This window comes from Sphingobacterium tabacisoli (assembly GCF_017908035.1).
GTDB classification, from domain to species: Bacteria; Bacteroidota; Bacteroidia; order Sphingobacteriales; family Sphingobacteriaceae; genus Sphingobacterium; species Sphingobacterium tabacisoli.
The window spans coordinates 141298-166908 of sequence record NZ_JAEQMU010000009.1 but is presented as its reverse complement, the minus strand read 5'-3'; the positions used below and the strand labels follow the sequence as shown (position 1 = coordinate 166908).

At 38.6% G+C, this 25611-nt stretch carries 31 protein-coding genes; 10 read left to right on the top strand and 21 right to left on the bottom strand.

From position 1 onward, the window contains the following. Positions 1-73 precede the first annotated feature (73 nt). Positions 74-457, top strand: coding sequence for a VanZ family protein (locus JKG64_RS23355; RefSeq protein WP_021069547.1), 384 nt, complete (start codon positions 74-76; stop codon positions 455-457). Positions 458-593: 136 nt separating this feature from the next. On the opposite strand, the gene JKG64_RS23275 is transcribed toward JKG64_RS23355, so the two are convergent. Continuing rightward, complete coding sequence (locus JKG64_RS23275) at positions 594-1286, bottom strand: ComF family protein (RefSeq protein ID WP_210356471.1); 693 nt, start codon at positions 1284-1286, stop codon at positions 594-596. 55 nt (positions 1287-1341) lie between these two features. Continuing rightward, the gene (gene rlmN / locus JKG64_RS22310; protein ID WP_210356470.1) at positions 1342-2433 is read right to left on the bottom strand and encodes a 23S rRNA (adenine(2503)-C(2))-methyltransferase RlmN; all 1092 of its coding nucleotides are present in this window, start codon (positions 2431-2433) and stop codon (positions 1342-1344) included. A gap of 79 nt (positions 2434-2512) precedes the next feature. On the opposite strand from rlmN, the gene JKG64_RS22305 reads away from it, so the two are divergent. Then, positions 2513-3337: an N-acetylmuramoyl-L-alanine amidase gene (locus JKG64_RS22305; RefSeq protein ID WP_210356469.1), complete on the top strand. Its 825-nt coding sequence runs from the start codon at positions 2513-2515 to the stop codon at positions 3335-3337. 32 nt (positions 3338-3369) lie between these two features. Here the strand turns inward: JKG64_RS22305 and rimO are convergent, their stop codons facing one another. The 5 genes from rimO to rpmB form a co-directional block, all read right to left on the bottom strand. Continuing rightward, the gene (rimO, locus tag JKG64_RS22300; RefSeq protein WP_210356468.1) at positions 3370-4704 is read right to left on the bottom strand and encodes a 30S ribosomal protein S12 methylthiotransferase RimO; all 1335 of its coding nucleotides are present in this window, start codon (positions 4702-4704) and stop codon (positions 3370-3372) included. Positions 4705-4826: 122 nt separating this feature from the next. Continuing rightward, positions 4827-5789 (bottom strand): signal recognition particle-docking protein FtsY, encoded by a 963-nt coding sequence (gene ftsY, locus JKG64_RS22295; protein WP_210356467.1) that lies wholly within the window; start codon positions 5787-5789, stop codon positions 4827-4829. Between the two features lie 179 nt (positions 5790-5968). Next, a complete protein-coding gene (locus JKG64_RS22290) occupies positions 5969-6130 on the bottom strand; it encodes a DUF4295 domain-containing protein (protein ID WP_210356466.1) in 162 nt (53 codons plus the stop codon). Positions 6131-6178: 48 nt separating this feature from the next. Then, on the bottom strand, positions 6179-6361 hold the full coding sequence (gene rpmG / locus JKG64_RS22285) for a 50S ribosomal protein L33 (RefSeq protein WP_002998409.1): 183 nt from the start codon (positions 6359-6361) through the stop codon (positions 6179-6181). 74 nt (positions 6362-6435) lie between these two features. Further along, the gene (rpmB, locus tag JKG64_RS22280; RefSeq protein WP_021069554.1) at positions 6436-6669 is read right to left on the bottom strand and encodes a 50S ribosomal protein L28; all 234 of its coding nucleotides are present in this window, start codon (positions 6667-6669) and stop codon (positions 6436-6438) included. A 342-nt stretch (positions 6670-7011) separates the two neighbouring features. On the opposite strand from rpmB, the gene recO reads away from it, so the two are divergent. Together recO and JKG64_RS22270 are read left to right on the top strand one after the other, a co-directional pair. Next, the gene (recO, locus tag JKG64_RS22275; protein ID WP_210356465.1) at positions 7012-7734 is read left to right on the top strand and encodes a DNA repair protein RecO; all 723 of its coding nucleotides are present in this window, start codon (positions 7012-7014) and stop codon (positions 7732-7734) included. 93 nt (positions 7735-7827) lie between these two features. Next, the gene (locus JKG64_RS22270; RefSeq protein ID WP_210356464.1) at positions 7828-8298 is read left to right on the top strand and encodes a DUF805 domain-containing protein; all 471 of its coding nucleotides are present in this window, start codon (positions 7828-7830) and stop codon (positions 8296-8298) included. Positions 8299-8377: 79 nt separating this feature from the next. Here JKG64_RS22270 and JKG64_RS22265 read toward each other — a convergent pair whose 3' ends face one another. After that, entirely contained in the window at positions 8378-8569 is a 192-nt protein-coding gene (locus JKG64_RS22265) for a cold-shock protein (RefSeq protein WP_133586755.1), read from the bottom strand. 132 nt (positions 8570-8701) lie between these two features. On the opposite strand from JKG64_RS22265, the gene JKG64_RS22260 reads away from it, so the two are divergent. The 5 genes from JKG64_RS22260 to gcvT all read left to right on the top strand — a co-directional run bounded on the left by JKG64_RS22260 (position 8702) and on the right by gcvT (position 12300). Further along, positions 8702-9421, top strand: coding sequence for an SIMPL domain-containing protein (locus JKG64_RS22260; protein ID WP_210356463.1), 720 nt, complete (start codon positions 8702-8704; stop codon positions 9419-9421). Between the two features lie 7 nt (positions 9422-9428). Then, a complete protein-coding gene (locus JKG64_RS22255; RefSeq protein WP_210356462.1) occupies positions 9429-9917 on the top strand; it encodes a DUF4112 domain-containing protein in 489 nt (162 codons plus the stop codon). A 74-nt stretch (positions 9918-9991) separates the two neighbouring features. Beyond that, positions 9992-10360: a hypothetical protein gene (locus JKG64_RS22250; RefSeq protein WP_210356461.1), complete on the top strand. Its 369-nt coding sequence runs from the start codon at positions 9992-9994 to the stop codon at positions 10358-10360. Next, entirely contained in the window at positions 10360-11055 is a 696-nt protein-coding gene (locus JKG64_RS22245; RefSeq protein ID WP_210356460.1) for a pseudouridine synthase, read from the top strand. The genes JKG64_RS22250 and JKG64_RS22245 overlap by 1 nt, the downstream gene beginning before the upstream one ends. A 165-nt stretch (positions 11056-11220) precedes the next feature. Then, positions 11221-12300: a glycine cleavage system aminomethyltransferase GcvT gene (gene gcvT / locus JKG64_RS22240; RefSeq protein ID WP_210356459.1), complete on the top strand. Its 1080-nt coding sequence runs from the start codon at positions 11221-11223 to the stop codon at positions 12298-12300. A 50-nt stretch (positions 12301-12350) separates the two neighbouring features. Here the strand turns inward: gcvT and JKG64_RS22235 are convergent, their stop codons facing one another. The 4 genes from JKG64_RS22235 to JKG64_RS22220 all read right to left on the bottom strand — a co-directional run bounded on the left by JKG64_RS22235 (position 12351) and on the right by JKG64_RS22220 (position 14834). Next, positions 12351-12581, bottom strand: a complete 231-nt coding sequence (locus JKG64_RS22235; RefSeq protein ID WP_021069564.1) for a DUF6358 family protein — start codon at positions 12579-12581, stop codon at positions 12351-12353. Next, entirely contained in the window at positions 12578-12880 is a 303-nt protein-coding gene (locus tag JKG64_RS22230) for a hypothetical protein (protein ID WP_210356458.1), read from the bottom strand. Before JKG64_RS22230 ends, JKG64_RS22235 begins: the two co-directional genes overlap by 4 nt. 29 nt (positions 12881-12909) lie before the next feature. Further along, complete coding sequence (locus tag JKG64_RS22225) at positions 12910-14328, bottom strand: Glu/Leu/Phe/Val family dehydrogenase (RefSeq protein ID WP_210356457.1); 1419 nt, start codon at positions 14326-14328, stop codon at positions 12910-12912. 191 nt (positions 14329-14519) lie between these two features. Further along, the gene (locus JKG64_RS22220; protein ID WP_210356456.1) at positions 14520-14834 is read right to left on the bottom strand and encodes a rhodanese-like domain-containing protein; all 315 of its coding nucleotides are present in this window, start codon (positions 14832-14834) and stop codon (positions 14520-14522) included. Positions 14835-15054: 220 nt separating this feature from the next. On the opposite strand from JKG64_RS22220, the gene JKG64_RS22215 reads away from it, so the two are divergent. Further along, positions 15055-16350 (top strand): M20/M25/M40 family metallo-hydrolase, encoded by a 1296-nt coding sequence (locus tag JKG64_RS22215; RefSeq protein WP_210356455.1) that lies wholly within the window; start codon positions 15055-15057, stop codon positions 16348-16350. On the opposite strand, the gene JKG64_RS22210 is transcribed toward JKG64_RS22215, so the two are convergent. The 9 genes from JKG64_RS22210 to JKG64_RS22170 form a co-directional block, all read right to left on the bottom strand. Beyond that, the gene (locus JKG64_RS22210; protein ID WP_210356454.1) at positions 16347-16910 is read right to left on the bottom strand and encodes a thiamine diphosphokinase; all 564 of its coding nucleotides are present in this window, start codon (positions 16908-16910) and stop codon (positions 16347-16349) included. The two genes, JKG64_RS22215 and JKG64_RS22210, sit on opposite strands and share 4 nt — an antisense overlap. Positions 16911-16929: 19 nt before the next feature. After that, on the bottom strand, positions 16930-18120 hold the full coding sequence (locus JKG64_RS22205) for a M20 metallopeptidase family protein (RefSeq protein ID WP_210356453.1): 1191 nt from the start codon (positions 18118-18120) through the stop codon (positions 16930-16932). 13 nt (positions 18121-18133) lie between these two features. Next, complete coding sequence (locus tag JKG64_RS22200) at positions 18134-18589, bottom strand: SPOR domain-containing protein (RefSeq protein WP_210356452.1); 456 nt, start codon at positions 18587-18589, stop codon at positions 18134-18136. Between the two features lie 11 nt (positions 18590-18600). Continuing rightward, a complete protein-coding gene (secA, locus tag JKG64_RS22195) occupies positions 18601-21894 on the bottom strand; it encodes a preprotein translocase subunit SecA (protein WP_210356451.1) in 3294 nt (1097 codons plus the stop codon). Between the two features lie 133 nt (positions 21895-22027). Next, on the bottom strand, positions 22028-22915 hold the full coding sequence (locus JKG64_RS22190) for a 1,4-dihydroxy-6-naphthoate synthase (protein WP_210356450.1): 888 nt from the start codon (positions 22913-22915) through the stop codon (positions 22028-22030). Positions 22916-22930: 15 nt separating this feature from the next. Next, positions 22931-23191, bottom strand: a complete 261-nt coding sequence (locus JKG64_RS22185) for a hypothetical protein (RefSeq protein WP_202105109.1) — start codon at positions 23189-23191, stop codon at positions 22931-22933. Further along, on the bottom strand, positions 23192-23974 hold the full coding sequence (surE, locus tag JKG64_RS22180; protein ID WP_210356449.1) for a 5'/3'-nucleotidase SurE: 783 nt from the start codon (positions 23972-23974) through the stop codon (positions 23192-23194). A 21-nt stretch (positions 23975-23995) separates the two neighbouring features. Then, the gene (locus tag JKG64_RS22175; RefSeq protein ID WP_210356448.1) at positions 23996-24808 is read right to left on the bottom strand and encodes a formylglycine-generating enzyme family protein; all 813 of its coding nucleotides are present in this window, start codon (positions 24806-24808) and stop codon (positions 23996-23998) included. A 31-nt stretch (positions 24809-24839) separates the two neighbouring features. Further along, positions 24840-25598 (bottom strand): hypothetical protein, encoded by a 759-nt coding sequence (locus JKG64_RS22170; protein ID WP_210356447.1) that lies wholly within the window; start codon positions 25596-25598, stop codon positions 24840-24842. Between the last annotated feature and the right edge of the window lie 13 nt (positions 25599-25611).

Sequence of the window (25611 nt, the reverse complement as noted above, 5' to 3'; positions counted from 1 at the left end):
TTAAATAATATTTAACAAAACTTAATTCAATAAAACAACGGTTATATCGGGCAATAATCCGAGATTTGCATCGATGAAATACCTAAAAAGCTATATCTGGGCAATCGTATGGGCGCTAGTAATGTTGGTTCTACTACTATTACCGTCAAAAAACTTTGAAGTCAAAAGCGTTACCTTTTATGAAGGCTTTGATAAAATGGTTCATTGTGGGATATTTTTCGTACTATGTATAATACTCTACTGGGAATCTATCTTGAAAAGCAAGAGGTCTGTAAATAAATGGACAAGTATTCTCAAAATTGTATCCAGCACTGTTATCTTTGCCTTTGCTACAGAGGCTGCTCAACAATACTTATCCCCTACAAGGACAGCAGACATATGGGATATTGTTGCAGATATCATAGGTATAGGAATGGCTACATTTGCCTTCGTATTTTTTTATAAAAGAGAAAAATGAAAAGAAGAAAATATACAACCTGGTTTTTAGCAGCACTTATAACATTCCTTACGTTACAGTCGTGTGGAATTTTCAAAAAAGACTGTGGCTGTCCCAAACCATTGTCTGGCAAGCGGAAATAAAAGACAAGGCAACATCACGCGCGGGCAATGGTCAACACACTGACTTTAGCTCCAGATAGCTTAAGAATTCTACCCGCCTCACTTAAAGTCGCACCGGTAGTCAATATATCATCGACCAATGCAACATGTTTATCCTCTAACATGCTATATTGTGGATTGATACTAAACACACCTTCGACGTTTTCGTATCGTTCCGATCGACTTTTTCTCGTTTGACTTACATTGTATACCTTTCGTACCAGCACATTCTCATGGACAGGTATACCTAGGGATTCTGACAGGCCTAAACCAAACTGGAATGCTTGATTATAGCCCCTCTCTCGGCGTTTTCTATTATGAATAGGGATAGCGATCAACATATCAAATCCCTGATCTTTAGCAATATCATTTATTATCCTCCCATACATTTCTCCCAAAAATCGTCCTATCTGAGGTCTATTTCCGTACTTCAACTGATGTATAAGTCGTTCTACCCTTGAATTTTTAGACAGGTACAACATAGACATAGCCACCTCAAAATCCAACTTACCCCACAGCTGTCTAGCGGTCTCATTATTTACATCATGATGAAAATCTGTTAAAGGTAGATGATATAAGCATTCGGTACATACTATAGATTCATGAGCAAACAATGCCGTATCACAGGCTAGGCACAAATTGGGCAATAGCACATGCAGTAAGTCCCTTACAAAGTGAGTTATATTCACAACTAGTTTACCTTGGTATAAAGCAAACTTAATAAAATATGTCGGTTAAATCTAACTAGTTAGTTTTCTCTTTTATAGCTAACTGTCCACATGCCGCATCAATATCCTTTCCTCGGCTCCTCCTCACATTCGTCACCACACCTTGACTCCTTAAATAGCTTGCAAAATCCTCAATTTTGTCTGCTTCAGCGTTTACAAAATCAGCCAGGGATATTGGGTTATACTCTATGATATTGACTTTACAGGGCACATGTTTACAAAATTTTGCTAGCTCTTTAGCGTCCTGTAGCTCATCATTAAAATTATGGAATACGATATATTCAAATGTAACAGGGTTTTTCGTCTTAGCATAGTAGTACCTCAACGCTTCAGCCAAAGCAGCCAACGAATTCTGCTCATTAATGGGCATGATCTCATTTCGCTTTTTATCGTTAGCGGCATGCAACGACAGTGCAAGGTTAAAACGCACTTCGTCATCCCCGAGCTTCTTTATCATCTTAGCAATACCCGCTGTAGACACTGTAATGCGTTTCGCAGCCATATTTAATCCATCTGCTGCAGTTATACGTTCCACAGATTTCATCATGTTAGCATAATTAAGTAACGGCTCCCCCATTCCCATATAGACAATATTACTGAGGGGCTGTCCATAATTTTCTTCTGCCTGTTTGCTAATAAGTACCACCTGATCATAGATCTCATCTGCATTTAGGTTACGCTTACGATCCATATAGCCCGTGGCACAGAACTTACAGGTCAGGCTACACCCCACCTGCGAACTGACACAAGCAGTCATCCGGTCTGGTGTTGGAATCAGCACCCCCTCTATGATATTTCCATCATATAAGGAAAAACTGCTTTTTATTGTTTTGTCGCTACTTATTTGTGATTGCTTGACCTTAACATAATTAATGGAAAAACACTCTTTCAATTTTTCTCTCAGACCTTTACTGAGATTACTCATTTCCTCAAAATCTGTAGCGGATTTTTGCCAAATCCACTCATAAATCTGTTTGGCCCGGAATCCCTGTTCACCCATATCCACTAGCTTGGCTTTCAATTGTTCCAATGAAAGGCTCCGTATATCTATCAATTTTGTAGTACTCAACACGATACAAAGATACGTCAATTTTCCCTTTTTCACCATTTTTTGTTTTTTGAATCGAGTCTGTTACAAGATATTCTAAAGTAGTATTCCTATATTGTGCACAAAACAGCTAAACACAATGAAACAACACTTCTTTATCTCAATTATCACTGGAATAGTATTAATGAGCTCATGTGGCTCAAATAAATATTCCGCAACGGAAAAAGTATATAAGAAAAAAGCAAAGGAGTTTGCAATACAGTATAAAGAAGCTCCTGTAAAAGGGCAATTGGAAAAAATAGCAAGCACGGATAAAGAATGGATTGCTTCTATCAATTTCGGAATTCGAAAACCGAATTATGTAATGATTCATCATACGGCACAAGATTCCTTAGGACAAACAGTAAAAACATTTCATAACGCTAAAGCAGGTGTCAGCTCTCATTATGTAATTGGTCGAGATGGCAAAATCGTGCAAATGGTCAATGATCTATATCGTGGCCACCATGCAGGCGCAGGACGCTGGGGCAACGATACAGACTTAAACTCTTCCTCTATCGGCATAGAACTTGATAATAATGGAACTACCGATCCTTGGACAGATAAGCAAATACAAGCCCTTCTTAACCTACTAAGCTCTCTCAAAGAAAGTTACAATATACCACAGGCAAATTTTATCGGACATATGGACTACGCTCCAACACGTAAAAACGACCCTTCACGTTTCCCGTGGAAAATTCTCGCTGACAAAGGATTCGGATATTGGTACGATGAATACCTAGAAAATGTTCCCCCGGGTTTTGAGCCTAGGTTGGCTCTTAGAATAATTGGATATGATGTGAAGAATCTAGATGCTGCAATAAAAGCATTCAAACAACATTACATTCAAAAAGACACCAATTCTGCCCAACTGACAGAATACGATCTCAAGGTTCTGTATTCCATCTTTAAGAAATACTTATAAAAAAAGGGGCTTTAGCCCCTTTTTTTATAAAATTACTTTACAACCGATCCATACAGGTCAAAATCCTCGGCCCGCTCTATAGCAACGTTCACAAAATCCCCTATCCGGAGATAGTTGTCTTTTGCGGCGATAATAACCTCATTGTCAACCTCTGGAGAATCATACTCCGTACGTCCGATATAATAGTCTCCATCTATACGATCGACCAATACTTTATAACTATTCCCAACCTTAGATTGGTTGATATCGTAAGAAATTCCCTGTTGGACCTCCATAATTGCATCTACGCGCTCTTGCTTAACCTCTTCTGCAACATTATCCTCAAGATTATGAGCATGAGTCTTCTCTTCGTGCGAATACGTAAAACAGCCCAATCGATCAAAACGTGTACTTTCTACCCAGTCTAACATCTCCTCAAAATCCCGTTCTGTCTCTCCAGGGTACCCACATATCAAGGTAGTGCGCAATGCGATATCTGGCACTTTATCCCTTATTCTATTCACAAGGTCAATTTGCTTTTGCTTCGTTGTCCCCCTACGCATAGAAGTCAACATATTATCTGTAATATGTTGTAGAGGCATATCCAAATAGTTGCAGATATTGCTTCGCTCATTCATGGCATCCAATATGTCCATAGGAAATCCCGAAGGATAAGCATATTGCAGACGAATCCAATCAATTCCCTCAACATCCGACAAATGTCTTAACAAATCAGAAAGATTTCTTTTGCCATATATATCCAACCCGTAATACGTAAGATCCTGGGCAATAAGAATAAGCTCCTTTGTACCGTTAGACGCGAGAAATTTAGCTTCTTTTACTAAATCGTCGATAGATTTTGACACATGCTTGCCTCTCATCAGCGGTATAGCACAAAATGAACAGGGACGATTACATCCTTCTGCGATCTTAAAATAAGAAAAGTGAGAAGGTGTTGTCAACAATCGCTCACCTAGAAGCTCATGCCTATAATCTGCCCCAATCGATGAAAGCAAATCGGGTAAATCATTCGTTCCAAAATATGCATCTATATTAGGGATTTCCGTCTGCAACTCGGGCTTATACCGCTCAGACAAACATCCCGTTACGATTACCTTATTTACCTTACCTTGATCCTTCAACTCGGAAAATTGTAGAATCGTATCTATAGACTCTTGTTTCGCATTATCAATAAAACCACAGGTGTTAATGACCACAATATCATTGGCCTGTATATTATTTGATTCATGCACGACGTCGATCTGATTTCCTTTCAATTGTCCCATCAAGACCTCACTATCGTGAATATTCTTTGAACAGCCCAACGTAACTACGTTTACCCGTGGTTTTGCTGTCAAAATTGTCGCTTTTGTTTGCTTTGTTTTCATTTTATAATTTTGAGTAGTACGAAATGAGTACCAAAGAATACCCTTTCCCTCTCTTTAACAACGGTTCCGCAACCCCAAATCAAGATTATTACATTACCGCGTTTATAACGATACCAGTTATCCTATTTGAATAAGGAATCGACGAAATCTTTCTTATTGAAAAGCTGTAAGTCACCTATCTTTTCTCCAACACCGATGTATTTCACTGGGATTTTAAATTGATCGGATATCCCAATTACAACACCACCTTTTGCTGTTCCGTCCAATTTTGTCAAAGCTAAGGCGTTGACATCTGTTGCTTGTGTAAACTGCGAGCACTGTTCTATCGCATTTTGTCCCGTTGAAGCATCTAATACCAGTAGAATCTCATGAGGAGCTCCCGGGATCACTTTTTGCATTACATTTTTAATTTTCCCAAGCTCATTCATCAATCCGACCTTGTTATGCAATCGACCAGCGGTATCAATAATCGCAACATCATCACCATTGGATACAGCAGACTTAATCGTATCGAAAGCTACCGAGGCTGGATCCGAACCCATAGCCTGTGCAACCACTCTAACTCCAACACGTTCTCCCCACAGCTTAATCTGATCCACAGCTGCGGCTCTAAAAGTATCCGCGGCTCCTAAAACAACTTTGTTTCCTGCAGATTTCAATTGATGCGCTAGTTTCCCTATAGTCGTTGTCTTCCCCACTCCATTTACACCTACTACCATAATAACATAAGGTTTATGGTTACCGTATTCAAAACTTTGGAAGTCATCGCTATTATTTTCGGCGAGCAGAGCTTGGATCTCTTCCTTTAGTAGCCTGTTTAGTTCATCAGTTCCGACATATTTATCCTTTGCCACACGTTGCTGAATACGCTCTACAATCTTCAACGTGGTTGTAACTCCTACATCGGAGGTTACCAGCACCTCTTCGAGGTTATCCAGAACATCGTCATCTATTGTTGTCTTACCGACTACAGCTTTAGTAATCTTTGATAGAAAACCCTCTTTGGTCTTTTCTAATCCTTTATCCAGAGCCTCTTGTGCTTCAGGAGATTCTTGCTTCTTCTTAAAAAAATCGAATAAACCCATATTTCAAATTTAAAAAAAGTAAGAAGATCAAAAGCATATCTATAGACCAATGGTCTTCCATCTTTACGCTCTTCTCATGTTTAGGAAGCAAATATACTAAAAAAGCCCTTTCGGCTTATGCACCAAAACGGCTCTTCAACTTTTTAAAGAAAAACTTTAAAAAAGGAATATTTTTCTGCTTATTTATTTGCTGCAGCAAGAACGTCTTTAACGTTGTCATTGTGCACCATGCTTTCTTTGAAAGTATAAGCTCCTGTTTTAGGAGACTTCGTTGTGATGATTACTTTTGTATACTCTTTACCACCACCTTTTTGTAACGATGCTACCGATTTCTTTGCCATAATTATATTTTTTAACTTGGATTAGGCCGATACCTAACCAAATATGATTTATTTAATTTCTTTATGAACAGTCACTTTTCTCAATACAGGATTGAATTTCTTCAATTCCAAACGCTCTGTTGTGTTCTTTTTGTTCTTCGTAGTGATGTAACGTGACATACCTGGAAGACCACTTTCTTTATGCTCAGTACATTCTAAAATAACCTGTACTCTATTTCCTTTTTTAGCCATTGTTTTACTTTATTTTAATCCGTCAGCTGACGGATCGATTTCATGAATATCTTTAATTAACAGGCAATTATCTACTAAACGTATCCTTTTTTGATAAATTTACTGATAACCGAAGTAATTCCGTTTTTGTTAATTGTTTTAATCGCAGACGTAGATACTTTCAAAGTAATCCAACGATCTTCTTCAGGAATGTAAAAACGCTTAGTTTGTAGATTAGGGTAAAACTTACGCTTGGTCTTAACGTTCGAGTGAGATACGTTATTTCCTTTTAATGCCGTTTTGCCTGTTAAGTCACAAATTCTTGACATGATATTTATTTTTAATGTTGTCTATTTACATAAATCACCTTTGCACTCTCTGCAAAGAGTTTGCAAATATCTATATTTATTTTGGGATTTACAACAATTAGGGGTAGAAATATTTTTCTAAAACATTCTACTATTCACGGAGTCCTTGCAAAGGTATGTCTTTTGAAATATTTTCTCCTTCTTTGTCTCTGAAAATAGTTTTCAACAATTAACATTATCGGTACTCCAAGAAAGGAGAGATTTATGCCCTGAGTCATCGCAAAACAACAGCCCTCCAGTGGCTTTCTACCTAATATCAGAATTTAATCCCAAATTTGTATAAGTTTGTCGACCGAATAGAATATGCTACAAAAGACAAAAGGAATAGCCCTAAAGACTACAAATTATTCAGAGAGTAGTATTGTTGCTCAAATTTTCACAGAAAACCTTGGCTTACAATCATACTTAATTAATGGTGCGAGAAAACCCAAAGCCAAAATACATATAAATATGCTACAGCCCCTTCATCTTTTGGATATGGTGGTATATGTAAAGGAGGGGAGCAACTTACAACGAATTAAAGAGGCACAACCGGCCCCGGCACTTGCACAAATACCTTTAGATATCAAGAAAAGTGCGGTAGCACTTTTTTTAAATGAAGTTCTATATAAAGTTTTAAAACATCAGCATCCAGATCCTCAGCTTTTTCATTTCGTCTTTCAATCCATACTTTGGTTAGACCAAACTAATCTTTCCATACACAATTTTCATTTATGCTTTTTAATGAAACTAAGTCGGTTTTTGGGATATCTACCCAGTACAACCTCACAGTCAAAACCATTTTTTGACCTGATGGAAGGGCGATTTACAGACAGCCTTCCGGCTCACAGCTATGCATTACAAGAACCACACACTAGTCTATTTCATAACATTCTTAGTTCTAGCTATGAAAACAGTGCTGATATAGCTATAAAGCACAATGACCGCATATATATCCTACAACAGATCATAAACTTTTACCGGCTGCATACAGAAAATTTCGGAACAGTTAACTCACTGGAGGTCCTAGAAGAAATTTTCCATTAAATTTCCAGTTAAAAAAAAATAATCTATTTTTGATTTATCAATTACTTTGTTACATAACTACACTACAATAATATAACTTTAACAACTACAACTATGGAATGGTATTTAAAAGTCGTAAGAGACAATTACGCAAACTTCAACGGTCGTGCTCGACGAAAAGAGTATTGGATGTTTTTTTTGATAAACGTTGGTATCAGCCTTGTCTTAAGCCTCATTGACAGTGTCTTCGGATTAAAAATGGGAGGAAATGAAATGGCAGCCTATGGTGGTGGAACCGGTGTCATTGGAGGAATCTACTCTTTAGCCGTTTTCATCCCGGGCCTTGCAGTAACAGTAAGACGTTTACATGACTCCGGCAAATCTGGCTGGAATTATCTTTGGGTATTAACATGTATAGGTGCGTTTTATGTTTTATACCTTCTTATTCAAGAGGGAGACCGTGGGCAAAACCAATATGGAGAAGATCCCAAAGGAGGGGAGAATGAGGATCCTTTCGCTGGACAACGTGAAATAAACAACCCTTTCTCTGGGCAAAACAACCCGTTTAAAAACGACAATCAATAAGCCCTATCTGGTGAACATAAAAAAGCCCGGAATCTTTTGGATTCCGGGCTTTTTCACAATAAATATATATTAGAATCTACTAGATAACTTTTACATTTACTGCATTAAGACCTTTACGACCTTGCTCTACTTCGTAAGTGACGTCATCACCTTCACGAACTTTGTCAACTAATCCCGAAACGTGAACAAAAATTTCGCTCTCGCCTGATGCAGGGATAATGAAACCGAAACCTTTGGTCTCATTAAAGAATTTTACTTTACCTTCTTGCATTATATTAAATTGTTAATTTTCCTAAAGATAATGGATAAAAAACAAAAACTTATCATTTATTTTAAAACTATATTAAACATTATCACATTTTCTTTGTCTATCGAATTATAAAACATTTTAGAAAACAATAATATGAAACAAATAATAACACTTTTCTTTTTAATTAGCTCTCTAGCTATGGTAAACGCGCAAACAATGAACATCGAAAGCAGTCGCAAAGTAGCAACCAAAGGATATGCAGAAAAAGAGGTTACTCCGGACATCATTTATCTCTCCGTCAGCCTGAAAGAATTCTATATGGATGGCAACACCAAGAAAAAAGTAGCTATCGAACTTATAGAAAAACAACTATTTGATGGAGCTATCGCGGCGGGAGTAAAGAAGGAAGACATTACAATTCAAAACATTTACAGTTACAACTACGAAAACAAGAAAAAGAACAACGAGTTGTTGCAATCCCGTCAATACCGCATTAAAGTAACCAACTTAAATGGCCTCAGTACCATGTTGGACAAAGTTGACCCACAGGGCTTACAAAGCACATCTATAAATGGTTATGACCATTCTCAAAAAAGAGAGATTGAAAAGGAATTAAAAACAATTGCGGTAAAAGATGCTCGACAAAATGCAGAAATTCTAGCGGCTGCCGATGGTCAGTCTGTAGGCCGAGTATTGATTATTAATGACAATAGCAGCATCAACTTTAATGACTTCGCTCCTGTACCTCAAATGATGTACGCAAAAGCGTCCCGCATGGACACGTCTGGAGGCGCGGAATCAAATGACCTGAACATTGATATCCGTCCTATAAAATTGACCTGTTACATTGACGGTGTATTTGAAATAAAATAAAGTGACCATGCTCACTAAACAAGACGACAGGACAGGCAAGCGTAAAAAAGACTTCATTTGGGTCGAGCGCGTTTCCTATCTCTTAGACAATAAATTTAATATCGGGGGATTCAGGTTTGGCCTGGATCCCTTATTAAATTTAATACCTTATGCTGGCCAAATCATCTCCTTTGGCACCTCTATTTTATTAGTTCTAATAATGCTTCGCAATGGTGCTGGTTCCAAAGTGGCTGTAAAGATGCTACTCAACGTGATTTACGATGCTTTCTTTGGTGCAATTCCTTTCTTTGGGCAAGTATTTGACTTTTTTCATAAAGCAAACCAGAAGAATATAATCCTTCTACGCGAGCACTACTTTGAAGAAAAACACCAGGGTAGCGCAAAAAAACTATTGATCAGCATATTGATTATATTACTTGTTGTATGTATCGCGTTATTCTATTTCATGTGGTTACTATCTGGGTGGTTTATTCGCCTCCTAGGTACCATATTCTAAGAGTATTCTTGATACTTCCCAAGTTATAAGTACAATCCCTGTGACTTTGTTTAAATTAATTTTAATTTTGCTCCATGTCCAAAACTAGAATATTCGCACTACTAATGCTTGCTTTAATTTTCGCAAGTATTCTGACCAATCCTCCCCGTGAACAGTTTGAAAAAGCACTCACGATCAAAGCAAAAGATCTACTTGAAAAACAACTACATTATAAGGACAAAGATGCTGTGCTTTTAGGTATGACGTTATTTGGCGATAAAATCGTTCAGGATTTTATTGATCGAAGTATTATCATCAAAAACTACTACCTCTTCTCCATTATAAAGTTAAGATGGCAGGATACAGAAACTCCGATAGGAGTGGGGGCATTTAAATCCATTTGGATTAGTCCTAAAATTGATGAAAAAGCAGATGAAATCATTACAATATTAAAAGATCTGTAATGCTAGAAATCTTATATCAAGACGAGTTCTTAATCGCGATCAACAAACCACACGGTTTACTTGTCCATCGGTCTTCCATAGCAAATGATGCCTCCGAGTTTGCATTACAGATGTTACGTGATCAAATTGGCAGACCTGTTTATCCCGCCCACCGATTGGACCGTAAGACAGGAGGGGTGCTACTCTTTACACTGGACAAAGAGACAGACCGTCTCACTCAACCGCTATTTGCTGAAAACAAAATGGATAAGCGGTATTTAGCTGTCTTAAGAGGTTTCTGCCCCGATCAGGGCTGTATTGATTATCCCTTATTAAAAGAAAACGGTACTTCACAAAATGCTATAACACATTTTCGTCGTTTAGCACAAGCGGAGATTTCAATTCCTCTTGGCAAGTTCGATACCTCGAGGTACTCTCTAGTAGAGGCCAATCCCGAAACTGGACGCATGCATCAATTGCGTAGACACTTTGCACACATATTCCATCCGATTATAGGAGACAGACCTCATGGCTGTAATAAACAGAATAAGTTATGGAAAGAGAAATTCGAAATAGATACAATGCTCCTACATGCAAGTAGCCTCTCTTTTCATCACCCGCATACTGGAGATAAAGTCGATATAAAGGCGGATATTCATCTCAACTTTAAAAAAGCATTAGACTTGCTACATATTAACATGTGCAATATCGTTTAATCTTCATACCTCCAGCTACCGGCGCAGCTGGACCACAGCGTCTCTGCTCATAATTCTTGAGCAGTCGGACATACCTGTCAGAATTTATCAATATTGCAAAATATAAGGTCACAATATCAACTTTATAAGTATTTTTGTAATAAAACATTTTTATATAGCTAAAGAATGAAAAACACAGCTTTGACAGATTTGCATATATCACTAGGTGCAAAGATGGTTCCTTTTGCAGGCTTCAACATGCCTGTACAATACACTGGCATAAACGATGAGCACGAAACAGTACGTAATGGAGTGGGCGTCTTTGACGTAAGCCACATGGGAGAGTTTATCTTAAAAGGTGAAAAAGCTCTCGATTTGATTCAAAAAGTATCTTCCAATGACGCATCAAAACTATATGATGGCAAAGTGCAGTACGCTTATCTTCCAAACGAAAATGGAGGAATCGTTGACGACTTTCTAACGTATAAATTGGATGACGAGACTTATCTTCTAGTTGTCAATGCTTCAAATATCGAAAAAGACTGGAACTGGATAAGCAAGTTCAATACATTTGATATCGATATGAAAGACATATCTGACAAAACGGCCTTACTTGCTATCCAAGGACCAAAAGCCGCTGAGGCCCTACAGTCGCTTACAGATATCGAACTTGCATCCATGGAATACTACACATTCCAAAAAGGAAAATTTGCAGGAGTCGACAATGTAATCGTCTCTGCAACGGGGTATACAGGAGCAGGAGGGTTTGAAATATATGTTGCCAACGAGGATGTGAAAACTGTTTGGGATGCAATTTTTACGGCTGGAGCTCCTTATGGAATTAAACCGATTGGCCTTGGTGCTCGTGATACCTTACGTTTAGAAATGGGCTTTTGCTTGTACGGAAATGATATCGACGACAATACATCACCTTTAGAAGCAGGATTGGGATGGGTTACCAAATTCACAAAAGATTTTGTAAACTCAGAAAACTTAAAATCCGAAAAAGAGGCTGGAATTCAAAAAAAGCTTGTTGGTTTTGAGATGATTGATCGCGGAATTCCCCGCCATGATTATGAGATTGTAGATGCAGATGGAAATATTATCGGCCGAGTTACTTCAGGCACGCAATCCCCTACATTGAAAAAATCAGTTGGATTAGGTTATGTCAACAATGCTTTTGCTAAAGAAGGTACGGAGATTTACATCAACATAAGAAACCAAAAAGTAAAAGCTGTAATCAAAAAGCCTCCTTTTGTAAAGTAATTGGCGAGTAGACTAGCAGATATACGCTCATAAAAAAGGGATAATTAACATTATCCCTTTTTCTTTTTAGTAACCATACTGTTCTTTTCTTGTTGCTTTTTGACCAAATCGCTCTTGACATGCTTCAAAAGAACAATCTTCAAATAGATCAGCACTACGGAAATAGCTATGGCTGCTCCCAGAATCAGCATATTCCCACTTTGATAAGCAGCTACACCACTCATTATCAAAAAGATTATACCTAAATTCAGTAATAAGTTTAGTATAAAATGTTTCTTCATCGTTTCTTGTTTTCTTTACCAATTACCCTTTCCCTAATAAACGCAAAATACACAATCCCTCCTAGAATATTCGTCAAAATCACAAATAGGGCTAACAGTACACGCTCGGACGTACCAATATTTATTGACAACATTATCTCTCGAAGTACCAATAGTACCCAAATCATAGATATAAGCAGCGATATACTCACCAGTACCACCGCAAACGGGATCTTTAATAGGACTGTACCAATTGCCAATACATAAAAAACCAGACTAAAATAGAATGCCTGTTTAGTCTGGTGATATAAATTTTTCATCCTCCGAAATTACAAAAAAATACTATTATCTACGGAAAGATTCCTAGTTCCTCATAGGCCACGCCAATTTTATTAATAGCACATATAAATGCTGCAGTTCTCAAATCTTCGACTCCATCAGTATTCTTCCAGACATCCCTGATTTCTTGATAAGATCCCATCATCGTATCTTCCAGACCCGAATGGACTAAATCAATCTCATCAGGTCCTCTCAGAATCATTTTACGTTCCACTTCCGACATTTTTTTATTTGTGAGCTCTTCAACCGAATTCATGATTTCAGCATACCGATTTTCGCTGAATCTTTTTTCCAAACGTCCATACCGAACATGGCTCAAATTCTTCAGCCATTCGAAATAAGAAACAGTTACTCCTCCCGCATTGAGATACATGTCCGGAATGACTAACACCCCTTTACTATTGAGTATAACATCTGCTTCTGGAGTCAACGGTCCATTTGCTGCTTCACCGATTATTTTGGCTTTGATTCTATCTGCATTTCCCCCATGAATGACCGCTTCTAGGGCTGCAGGTATCAAGATATCACATTCTTGTTCCAGCCCCTCAGCTACATCCGGTATATTTACCGCTCCAGGAAAATTTAATAGTGATCCTGTCTGTGACCGATATGCTTGTGCCTCATCTACATCAATACCCGTATCTTTATATATAGCTCCATTATATTCAATCAATCCGACAATGATGGCTCCTGCATTTTGACAAAATTTAGCAGCATGATACCCCACATTTCCAAGCCCCTGCACAATTATTCTCTTTCCCTTTATTCCAATAGATAATCCTATTTTATCCATATCTTCTTTTATGGAACAGGCTTCCCGTATCCCGAAGAATACCCCCAAGCCCGTCGCTTCTACACGACCACGAACACCTCCTTGAGAAATAGGTTTTCCTGTCACACAAGCCATTGCGTTGACATCATTCGGATTCAGGGAAGAATACGTATCTACAATCCAACTCATCTCCCTTCCTCCAGTTCCATAATCGGGAGCAGGAACATCGATCCCTGGACCAATAAAGTTCTTTTTACATAATTCCGATGTATACCGCCTAGTAATCCGCTCGAGGTCTCCAACAGTATATTTAGAAGAGTCTATTTTTATACCACCTTTACCACCTCCAAACGGAACATTGACAATCGCACATTTATAAGTCATCAGTGCCGCCAAAGCCATTACCTCATCCTGATTAACCTCCATGCTAAAACGGATGCCTCCTTTACAGGGTAATTTGTGATGCGAGTGCTGTACCCGATACGCTTCTATAACCTCGACTTGATCTCCTATGCGGACCGGAAATTTAACCTGCAAAATAGAATTGCAAGCTTTAATCTGTTCTAGAATTCCTTTTGAGAACCGTGTGAATTTTGCCGCTTTATCAAAGCTACGTTCTACTCCACTAAAAAAGCTATAAGTATTACTTGTTGACATAGTATCCGTAATTAGTTACACATTCAGATACTATAAAATTAAAAAAATTAGAGCGAACGCACTGTATTTCAATAGCTTTATTTTATATAAAAAAATACATTCCTAGAGACAAAATGCATTTCGCACAAAAAAAGGTGTCCTAAAACACCTATTAATTACCTTCTTTAAAGAAACTAGAATTAAAGCAAAATCTAATACACGTCCATTTCCGGATTAATTTCCTCTTTCCACGCTAATATACCTCCTTTAAGGTTTGCCAAATTCGAGAATCCCTGTTGTTCCAATAACATCACTGCTTGTGCGCTACGCTTTCCAGAACGACACTGTATGATTACTGGTATATCCTTGGATAGTTTATCGGATTCTATCAAAATACCACCTAAAGGAATATTAATACCATTCAAATTAGACACTTCATATTCAAATGTCTCACGAACATCAATCAATTGAAACTCTTCGTTTTGATCTATCATTGATTTTAACTCCTGAACTGTAACCTCTTTCATATGTGTAAATTTTAACTTTTTATTACCTTGTTGATTGATTAAAAGTAACACCTCGCTTTCTCGCTCACTACTTAAAAGTTCTGCAAAACAGCCACTTCCTCTTTTACTTTTATTAGAATCAAACTTAGATAAAATGCATGGGATTCACGAATCCATCATAAAAAAAATTATATCAATCCTATTTATTAAATTGTACGCTATATTGAACAAAATCAAAATAATGAAAAAGCTCTTCTTCATCCCTTTACTATTCGTGTTTACGAGCACTGCTTTTTGCCAAAACTCTTCGCACAATATTGTAGATCGCAGCGACATAGAAAGAATTTTAAACGTACTGGCATCCGATGATATGAGAGGTCGACACGCTTTAACAGAAGACGCGGAGCGAGCGGCTGATTTTATAGCAAACGAATTTAAAGCCGTTGGCCTCACATCCTACACGGAAAACGATTATAGACAACGGTTTGAGATGCAACAGATATCAAAACGTAATAGCTCTGTAACCTGGGATGGAAAAGTTCAAGAACCAAATAATTTTCTGATTTTGGGACATGCTCCAAAAATCCATTGGTCAACATCCTCTCAGATACCCATATACAGTATAAAGAAAGGAGAAGATTTTGCCCAGAGTTTTAGAAATCATGTACAGTCTGATGAAGATGCAATTATACTTGTCGACCCTAGCTTCTCTGCCTTTATAGCTCGCTACAATAAAATATATTCGCGAGAAGATCTTGTCACCAAAACAAGCCACACTCCCACGAAAGTATTTATAGTTAGCAAAAAAGCATCTGACAAGTATGAGATTATCAGCGAAAATAATATAAAAACGGTGTCTATGTCAAACGTTGCTGCAATCCTCCCTGGCAAGTCTAAACCGGGGGAGTATGTTATTTTTTCAGCACACTACGACCATATTGGTATTATCGATGCCGAAGGACAAGATTCTATTGCCAACGGCGCAGATGATGATGCTTCGGGCACTACCGCCATTATCAGTCTTGCTAAATATTATAAAGAACAAAATAATAATGATCGCACATTAATCTTTGTTGCATTTACAGCAGAAGAAATAGGAATGTTCGGATCAAAATACTTTTCAAACAATATTAATGCAGACAGTGTTATCGCCATGATAAACATAGAAATGATCGGTAAAGATGCCAAATTTGGTCCTAATTCATTGTATATAACAGGATATGACCGATCCGACTTAGGCCAGCTAATGCAGCATAATCTAAGCGGTTCAAACTTTCGGTTCTACCCAGATCCCTACCTACAGCAAAATCTATTTTACAGAAGTGACAATGCGGTATTGGCAGCACTCGGTGTCCCAGCACACACTTTCTCTACATCACAGATTGACAAAGACAAATTCTATCATACCGTAAGAGATGAAGTCAGCACGCTAAATATTGATAATATCAAATCGAGTATAGAAGCTATTGCTATTGGTGCTTCTGGAATTATTAACGGAAGCCAAACTCCTCGCCGCGTAGAAAAGTTAAAGGACTAAACCTCTTCACCTATACAAACGAATATTTCAGTATTAAATATCAAACGAAAGAAACCATCCGTTTCCGTCTCAAAGGATTGCCCTCCAGTAGGACGCAATCCTTCCTGAGATTTTAAAACCCTTGGATCAACAAATATTTTTTCACCTTTCGGTTTCCACTTTTCATAATGTGTTTTCACAAAAACATATCTTCTGTTTTCGCAAAAAACAACCATATTAATATCCTCAGCATATTTTATTATCGTATCATCCATCTCTGAGCACAAGATATTCACTGCGGGATAGGATTTGGAGATTAAAAAAGATATTGCTGTATCGAAAAATGAGCCCTCAAGCGAAAACAGCCTAGTTTCTTCTTGTAGATAAGGAATAGACATAGCCGAAAAAACAATATCTACTTTTATTCCCTCCGAAAGAAAAAAATCCAGGCTATAGGTATTTGTAATTATGGTAGGGGACCATTCTAACAACTGATCTAACAGCCCCTTTTCTAATGCCCTAAAGTCTTGTACTAATAGTGCGGGCTCTTGGTTCTCTCTGACAATATGATGTGACGACATTTATCTCGGATTATCGCTTTTATGCTTTGAGCTGTTGAATAGTTATATAAGCCATTAAGCCTATACTTAGCTCTAAAGCATCCTCATCAATATCGAAGGTAGATGTATGGACTGCGGAAGTTATTCCTTTACTAGTATTCCCTGTACCTAGTCTGTAAAAACATGCTGGTATTTCTTGCGAATAATAAGCGAAATCTTCTCCAGCGGGCCAAAGCTCTAACTCTACAACATTTTCCTTTCCAAGGTATTCCTCTGCAAAAGATCGCGATTGATTTGTCAAAGCGGGCTCGTTGGTCAAAAAAGGATATCCTTTACGAACCTCAAACTCACAATGAGCGCCCATTGCCTCGGCAATTCCTTCGGCAATCTGGATCATTCTTTTATGCGCCTCACCTCGCCACTTCTCATCGTAAGTTCTAAACGTTCCTTCTACGATCACCTCATCTGGGATAATGTTCGTAGCTCCACTGCCTATAATCTTTCCCCAAGATACCACAGTAGGAATACGAGGGTCAGCATATCGACTTACGACTTGTTGCAAAGCCGTTATAATTTGTGCGGTGATAGCAATAGGATCTATATTTTGATGCGGGTGTGCCCCATGTCCTCCTTTGCCTTTGATCGTCATATAGAGTTCATCTGTCGACGCCATATATTGCCCAGCTCGAAACCCAACCTTTCCAACCTCAATAAAAGGCATGACATGTTGTCCTAAAATAGCCTCTGGCTTAGGATCTTCTAGAACCCCTTCTTTAATCATTAGGGATGCTCCTCCTGGTAGCTTTTCTTCTCCAGGTTGAAAAATAAGTTTTACAGTACCTCCAAAAACGGGTCTTAAATGTTGCAAGATTTTTGCTACTCCAAGTAGGGAAGAAGTGTGCACATCATGTCCACAAGCATGCATGACGCCTATTCGTTCGGAGCCATATTCACGTCCCTCTACTTCAGTAATAGGAAGCGCATCCATATCTGCACGTAATGCAATAATCTTATCCGACTCCAAATCTCCCTTAACAAGGGCGACGATCCCCGTATTTGCCATGGACTCATAACGGATCCCTAGCACATCCAATTGTTGCTTTACAAAAGCGGATGTCTCAAATTCTTCAAATGAAAGTTCTGGATTACGGTGTAAATGCCGACGAATATCGACTGTTTCTGAAAAAAAGGCTTTTGCCAATGCCTGTATATCCTTCTTAAGATCGGCCATTGTGTACATATTACTATTCCCAAACCCAAATGTCTTCTTGGAATACGAAGACTGAACTGTATTGTGAACGCAATACACGCATAAAATTATTTGCTTCAGTTCGGCTAGTAAAATCCCCCACTTTAACCCTATAATTTGGTTCTTCGTAGTTTATATAACTATCCATATCTGTGTATTGGCTTCTAAAACGGCTTTGGGCAGCATAGGCATCATTCCGGTTGGAACCAGAGTATATCTGCACTCGGAACCCCTTTCTCTTCACCCGGCTTGCTTTACTCTTATCTACCACCTTAGGACCAAGACTAACCGTCCGTGTTGCTGTGGGATTGATTTCATGCTCTGCTCTGAAGTTTTGCAAAATTGCAATCAAGGTATCTCGAGATACTTCAACTACACCTGTTTGCTGTGCTTTGGTCGACAAGACCATTACTCCTAGAACAAAACCTAAAATCAATCCTTTTCTCAACATTATATTATTTTTTAAGCGTTTTTACCGTGACAGTTCTTGTATTTCAATCCTGATCCACAAGGACATTCGTCATTTCTGCCAACAGTTTGCTCTTTCTTTATTGGCTGGGTTACCTGAGCAGTTCTAGTATCTACATCTTCTTCAGATACCCCTGTCGGCGAACTTAGTTCCTCCTTCGTTGCTACGACCTTTGGCTGTACAACTGGTTTTGCTTCTTGTACCTGTTGTGGTTGCTGTCCAGGGATTTCACCTTTGAATAGGAAACTCACAATCTCTTTATTCATACTTGCCAACATGCTCTTGAACAAGTTAAAAGCCTCCATTTTATAAATGATAATTGGATCTTTTTGCTCATAAACAGCATTTTGCACAGACTGTTTTAAGTCGTCCATCTCCCTAAGATGCTCCTTCCAAGCCTCATCAATCAAGGCCAAAACTATTCCTTTTTCAAAAGAACGGAACACTTCAGCACCTTGAGTCTCGATCGCTTTCTTAAGATTTGTCGCAACTTGTATGCCACGAATGCCATCAGTAAAAGGAACAACGATATTTTCAATCATATCGCCTCGTTCTGCCATCACATTGGTCAATACCGGCAATGTTTGTTCTGCTAGATGTTTTGCTTTACTTTCATAGTGTGTAATCACCTGATCAAACAACTTATCTGTTAACGTAGCGATACTACTAGCCGTAAATTCTTGACTTGTTACTGTTGGATCTATCGCAAACAAACGAATCATCTCGATTTGGAATTCCTCATAAGAACCACCTTCCTTCGATTCGGTTACCACATCTTCGACAACATCATAAATTGCATTATTCAAATCTACATCCAAACGCTCTCCAAACAATGCATTTTTACGCTTAGTATAGATTACCGTACGCTGTGAGTTCATAACATCATCATACTCCAACAAACGCTTACGAATACCGAAGTTGTTTTCTTCCACCTTTCGTTGTGCCCGTTCAATAGATTTGGTCAACATGCTGTGCTGCATCACCTCACCATCTTCAACGCCCATCTTCACCATGATGTTTGAAATACGCTCCGAAGCGAACAAACGCATCAATGGGTCTTCTAATGAAACGAAAAACTGGGACGACCCTGGATCTCCTTGACGTCCAGCACGACCTCTCAACTGTCTATCTACACGACGGGATTCATGTCGTTCTGTACCAACGATAGCCAAACCACCAGCATTAATAACCTCTTCCGTAAGCTTAATATCCGTACCACGGCCTGCCATATTGGTCGCTATTGTTACCTGCCCTGGATGTCCAGCTTCGGCAACAATTTCTGCTTCCCTCTGGTGCAACTTAGCATTCAAGACATTATGCTTAATTCCTCTCAACTTCAACATACGGCTCAATAATTCCGAAATCTCTACAGAAGTAGTACCGACCAACACTGGGCGTCCTTGTTCTGTTAGGTTTTGTATTTCTTGAGCGACCGCATTATATTTCTCACGTGCTGTACGATAGATAAAATCCTGTCTATCATCCCGCTGTATACCTTTATTCGTTGGTATCTCGACTACGTCCAACTTATAGATCTCCCAAAGCTCACCAGCCTCTGTAGAAGCTGTACCCGTCATACCCGATAACTTATGGTACATACGGAAGTAGTTTTGCAGCGTTACTGTCGCATAAGTTTGTGTTGCATCTTCTACCTTTACATTTTCTTTAGCTTCGATTGCTTGGTGCAGACCATCAGAATAACGACGACCATCCATAATACGTCCTGTCTGCTCGTCTACAATCTTAACTTTACCCTCATCTACGATATATTGATCATCGCGTTCGAACAAGGTATATGCTTTTAATAACTGGTTTATAGAGTGAATACGTTCTGCCTTTATAGAATAGTCACGCAATAGTTCTTCTTTACGCGCAGCTTTTTCTTCCAATGTAGCTGTTGATTTTTCGATATCAGCAATTTCAGATCCCACATCTGGCAGGATAAAGAAACTTGGATCCTCTCCAGAAGCCGTAATTAGCTCAATACCTTTTTCAGTAAGTTCTACCTGGTTATTTTTCTCATCGATAACAAAGAATAGCTCTTTATCGGCTTTAGGCATGTGCCGATTTTGCTCCTGCATGTAGTAATTTTCTACTTTCTGCAAAATCTGACGATGATTTCCTTCACTCAAGAACTTGATTAATGCTTTATTCTTAGGTAAACCTCTAAATGAGCGAAACAAAGCTAAGCCTCCCGCTTCAGGATCTACATCTCCTGCTGCAATAGCTTTTTTAGCTTCATTAAATACCGTATTGATATAGGCTTTCTGTGCATTTACCAAGCGTTCTATCCGTGGCTTCAACTGATAGAACTCATGCTGATCTCCCATAGGGATTGGTCCAGAGATAATCAATGGGGTCCGGGCATCATCGATTAATACCGAGTCGACCTCATCAATCATTGCAAAATGCAATTTACGTTGCACCATAGCGTCTGGTGTTTGCGTCATATTGTCACGCAAATAATCAAAACCAAACTCATTGTTAGTACCGTATACGATGTCACATTTATAGGCATCGCGACGTTGTGGAGAGTTTGGCTGGTGCTTGTCAATACAATCTACACTCAATCCGTGGAACTCGAAAAGAGGACCATTCCACTCCGAGTCACGCTTAGCAAGATAATCATTGACAGTTACAATATGTACACCTTGACCAGATAGTGCATTCAAATAAGTCGGCAATGTTCCTACTAAAGTTTTACCCTCACCAGTCGACATTTCTGCGATTTTACCTTGGTGTAGAACTATACCACCAATCAATTGTACATCATAGTGTACCATATTCCATTTCACCTCATTTCCGGCTGCTATCCAAGAATTGCTCCATAAAGCTTTATCTCCTTGAATAGTGACATTTGCTTTACGAGCGGCCAATTCCCGATCAAAATCTGAAGCCGTAACTTCCAGTACCGAATTTTCGGTAAGGCGTCGAGCCGTATCTTTTACAACCGCAAAAGCTTCTGGTAATATTTCTAACAATATTTCTTCAAGCTTCTTGTCTCGGTCTTTGTTCAATTTATCGATTTTCTCGTAAACTTCCGTTTTGGCAGCCATGTCTGTTTCTGTATTTTCAGACTTGCTTTTTAAATCGGCAATCTCTGCATCGATTTCCTTTAAATAGTCCTGAATGCGTGCTTTAAATTCGATTGTTTTGGCACGAAGCTCGTCATGTGATAAATTGGTTAACTTGCTATATTCATCTTTAACCTTATTTACATAAGGTTGGATAGCCTTAATATCACGTTCTGACTTGCTACCAAATAGTTTACTTAAGAATTTTAACATAATTTTTTTTTATCTCTGTCCACATGCACAAAATTGAATCCAAAGACAAAACATAGGACATTTTGGCACTAACCGGGCAAATTTACTTATTCGAAACGATAACTTTCACTCTTACAATGTATTTTTTTTATATCTAGCCAAATCCCTTGTCTCTTTCTATTAAAAAGATGTTTTTTTTCATCTCGGGGATCAATTCAAGAGCCTCAGCACGTTCAAACATAGTAGCTATAGCCGCTCTACCAATACCTCCCAAATCAATTGAATAGGAATTCACATACAGTTCTATGTGCTTATACATCACAGTTTCCTCCATCTCTTGAGCGTGACTGCGTATATATTCAATTCCAGACTTGGGATTGGCAAATGCAAATTCCACACTATGGCGTACCAAACGGTTAATCTTCTCTTTAATGTCTAGTGGCAAATCCCGACGAATCACAATACCGCCCAAGGGGATAGGACTATTAGTTGTTTTCTCCCAGTAGTCGCCAAGATCCACCACCTTATGTAACCCCTTCTCCTGATAAGTAAACCTGTTTTCGTGAATAATCAATCCCAAATCGACCCTACCGTCCATTACCGCTTCTTCAATATCAGAAAAAACCAATTCTTGCTTATTTTGCAATTGGGGAAAAGCCAAGCCCAACAAAAAGTTTGCAGTTGTATATTTACCTGGTATAGCTATAGCCAGATTCCTAAACTTATCAGGCAGGTCCTGACCTACATACTCCATTAGTTCTTCAGCTAACGCCTTATTCTTGGTAATAAGCAAGGGGCCTACACCAAACCCTAGAGCACTACCTGCATCCAACAACTCATAATCCTCGACAGCATAAGCAAAGGCATGATAACTCAGCTTTGTAATAGCTAATTCTTTCTTGAAAGCCTTTTGGTTCAGCGTCTCAACATCATGATATTCGACCTCAAACTCCAGCCCGTATGTATCAATCTTTTGATGTATCAAAGCATCAAATATATAGGTGTCATTAGGACATGGAGAAAAACCTAAACTTAATTTCATTATTTTAAAATAGTGTTATACCTTTATTTTGACAGTAATCACCAAAACCAGCATCGCTATAAAAGTTACAAAAACAATCCCTTTAGCCAACGACTCTTTTCCTGCCCGATAGGTAAACCGCACAACAATCAGGTTAATAAAAGCTGCAACCACATACAGTGCAATAGGTTTATCTGAAAAGTAGCTTGTTTGTATGCTGGTATAGTTAGATAGTACGTAGGCTAAAATAGGAGCGAGGGCACCTATTGCTCCTCCAGCCCAAAAAGAATCTTTCATTTAGCTTTTGAAATTAAATGCCCAAGAATTTAATTCTTGAATCGTATGATGTGCAGTCATATCATATTGCGTAGGCACTATAGAAACGTAACCGTTTTTTAACGCAAATACGTCTGTATCTTCTCCTCTATCACTCCACTCAAACTGTCCTGTCAACCAAAAATATTCCCTGTTATAAGGGTCCAATCGATGCTCAAACTCTTCTATCCAATGACCATTAGCCTGCCTACATATTTTAATTCCTTTTATCTCCTTATCTATATGCGGAAAATTAACATTTAAGAGCGTGCCTTTAGGTAGTCCGTTTGCCAACACTTGCTCCGCTATGGCCGAGATATAAGGTCTACAATGTGAAAAGTCAGCACTATGTGAAAAATCATCTAATGAAAAACCAATTGATGGAATCGCTTCAATAGCTCCTTCTACAGCGGCTGACATCGTGCCAGAGTATAATACATTGATTGAATAGTTCAGCCCATGATTTATTCCCGATACGCATAAATCGGGCTTCTCTCCTTTAAAAATCCGGTTTACCGCCAGTTTGACACAATCCACAGGTGTACCAGAACACTTATACATCTCGACACCCTCATATAGCTCTATTTTATCCAGTCTCAATGGTTTTCCAATAGTTATTGCATGTCCCATTCCCGATTGAGGCCCATCTGGAGCTACAACGATCACCCGTCCCAACTTTTTCATTTCCTCCAACAAGACCTTTATTCCTGGGGCTGTTATACCATCATCATTCACAACGAGTATAGTAGGTTTCTTCTTTGTCATACTGCTAAGTTAGTAAATAATCTAATCCCGTACCACACGGAATCCGAGATTACTAAAAGAAGCCATTGGCGCTACAGAACCTATAAAAACAGTATTGAACGCGGCACAACTCGTCCTATTACACCACCAAGATCCACCTCGGGCATGAGCTACTTTACGCCCTTTATCCTGCGGGAGCCGTCCTTCGCAAAACTCGAAGACATTTCCTAATACATCATATAGCCCCCATGGGTTAGCCTTAAAGCTTTTTACAGGTGCTGTATACATATAACCATCCGAAAAATCGGGCTTAAGATGATCGTCTTTATGCCAGATATTTGCATACTCTTCTATTTTTTCTTCAGAAGCCCCCTCAAAGTATTTTCCCGTGGAACCCGCTTTTGCTGCAACTTCCCATTCTTCAAAGGTTGGCAGTCGTACACCTGCCCATTTACAGTATGCAATAACATCCCGATAAGAAATACATGTGACAGGATGATCCATCTTATTCACTATCCCACCTCGGGATACCCCATTTGGAAAACGCCAGTACGCCGTACTATCCTGTATCCACCTAAACTCTTCCAGCCCCGGCTCAAAAACCTGCGCATTACAGTATCTTTCAGCAGTGGTCCTATACCCTGTAGCTTCTACGAATAGCAGAAAAGCGGCATTAGTCAACTCTGTTGTAGCGATATTAAACTTCTTGATAAAAACAGTTCTTCTTGGATTCAGGATAGCCCCGTCTTCCCCCACGGTATATGTTCCTTCTTCAATCCGAACAAAATCCAAATCCTGTGCAAAAGAAGAAACAGTAAAACCTATAGACAACAGAAAAAAAAAAATCTTTTGCATCTAATCCACTCTATTTATTATTCCTATCGAATTATTTTCCTCCAGTACTTTTTTCTTTAAAGTAACCCATTGCACGTTGTAATATCAACGATTCATTTGCCTTATTATACTCAATATACGTCTCATAATTATAGGATTGTCCATATAATTTTCGATAGGAGGTAGACTTCAGAAATTCTTCATATTCTCCTTTTTTCATCAATAAAAGAAGCAAAGTCAATGCATCTTTATCTTTCTTATTACTTTCAAAATAAGTAATGATAAAGGGAATCATTTCCCATCCGTTAATTTCGTCGATCACATCCTTGTAATTCACGCCCATCCGCTTGCTTCGTAAAGTAGATTCCTCTATATAGGACATTACAGAGTCTCTATTCTCGCGTAAGAAAACTAGCTGTCGCTGGCTCCAGGTCTGTTCGTTTAATGTAGAAAGCAAATAGCCAAATACCTTTTGCTCTTCATTGGGCAACATAATCCGTATATCACAATTCTGCGAATATACTTCTGGATGAACCATCGCATATGTAAATTTTTCGCGCAGAGTCAACGATTTAAAATCAGCTGTAGATAAGGCCGAAAGTCCCATATCATCGTTATCATCAGACTTGATTTCGATTTTCTTGATTAAGCCCTTCACTTTATCCAGACCGTAGGGCGGAACCGTCATCTTCCTTCGGTATTCCCAATAGTCATAATCCGCTTTTGTGGGTTCATAAAGTGCCAAATCATCTTGTGCATAAGAAAACGCTACTGCACTTATACTGATCAAAACTGTTATTAAATATCTCATAGCAATAGTAAAC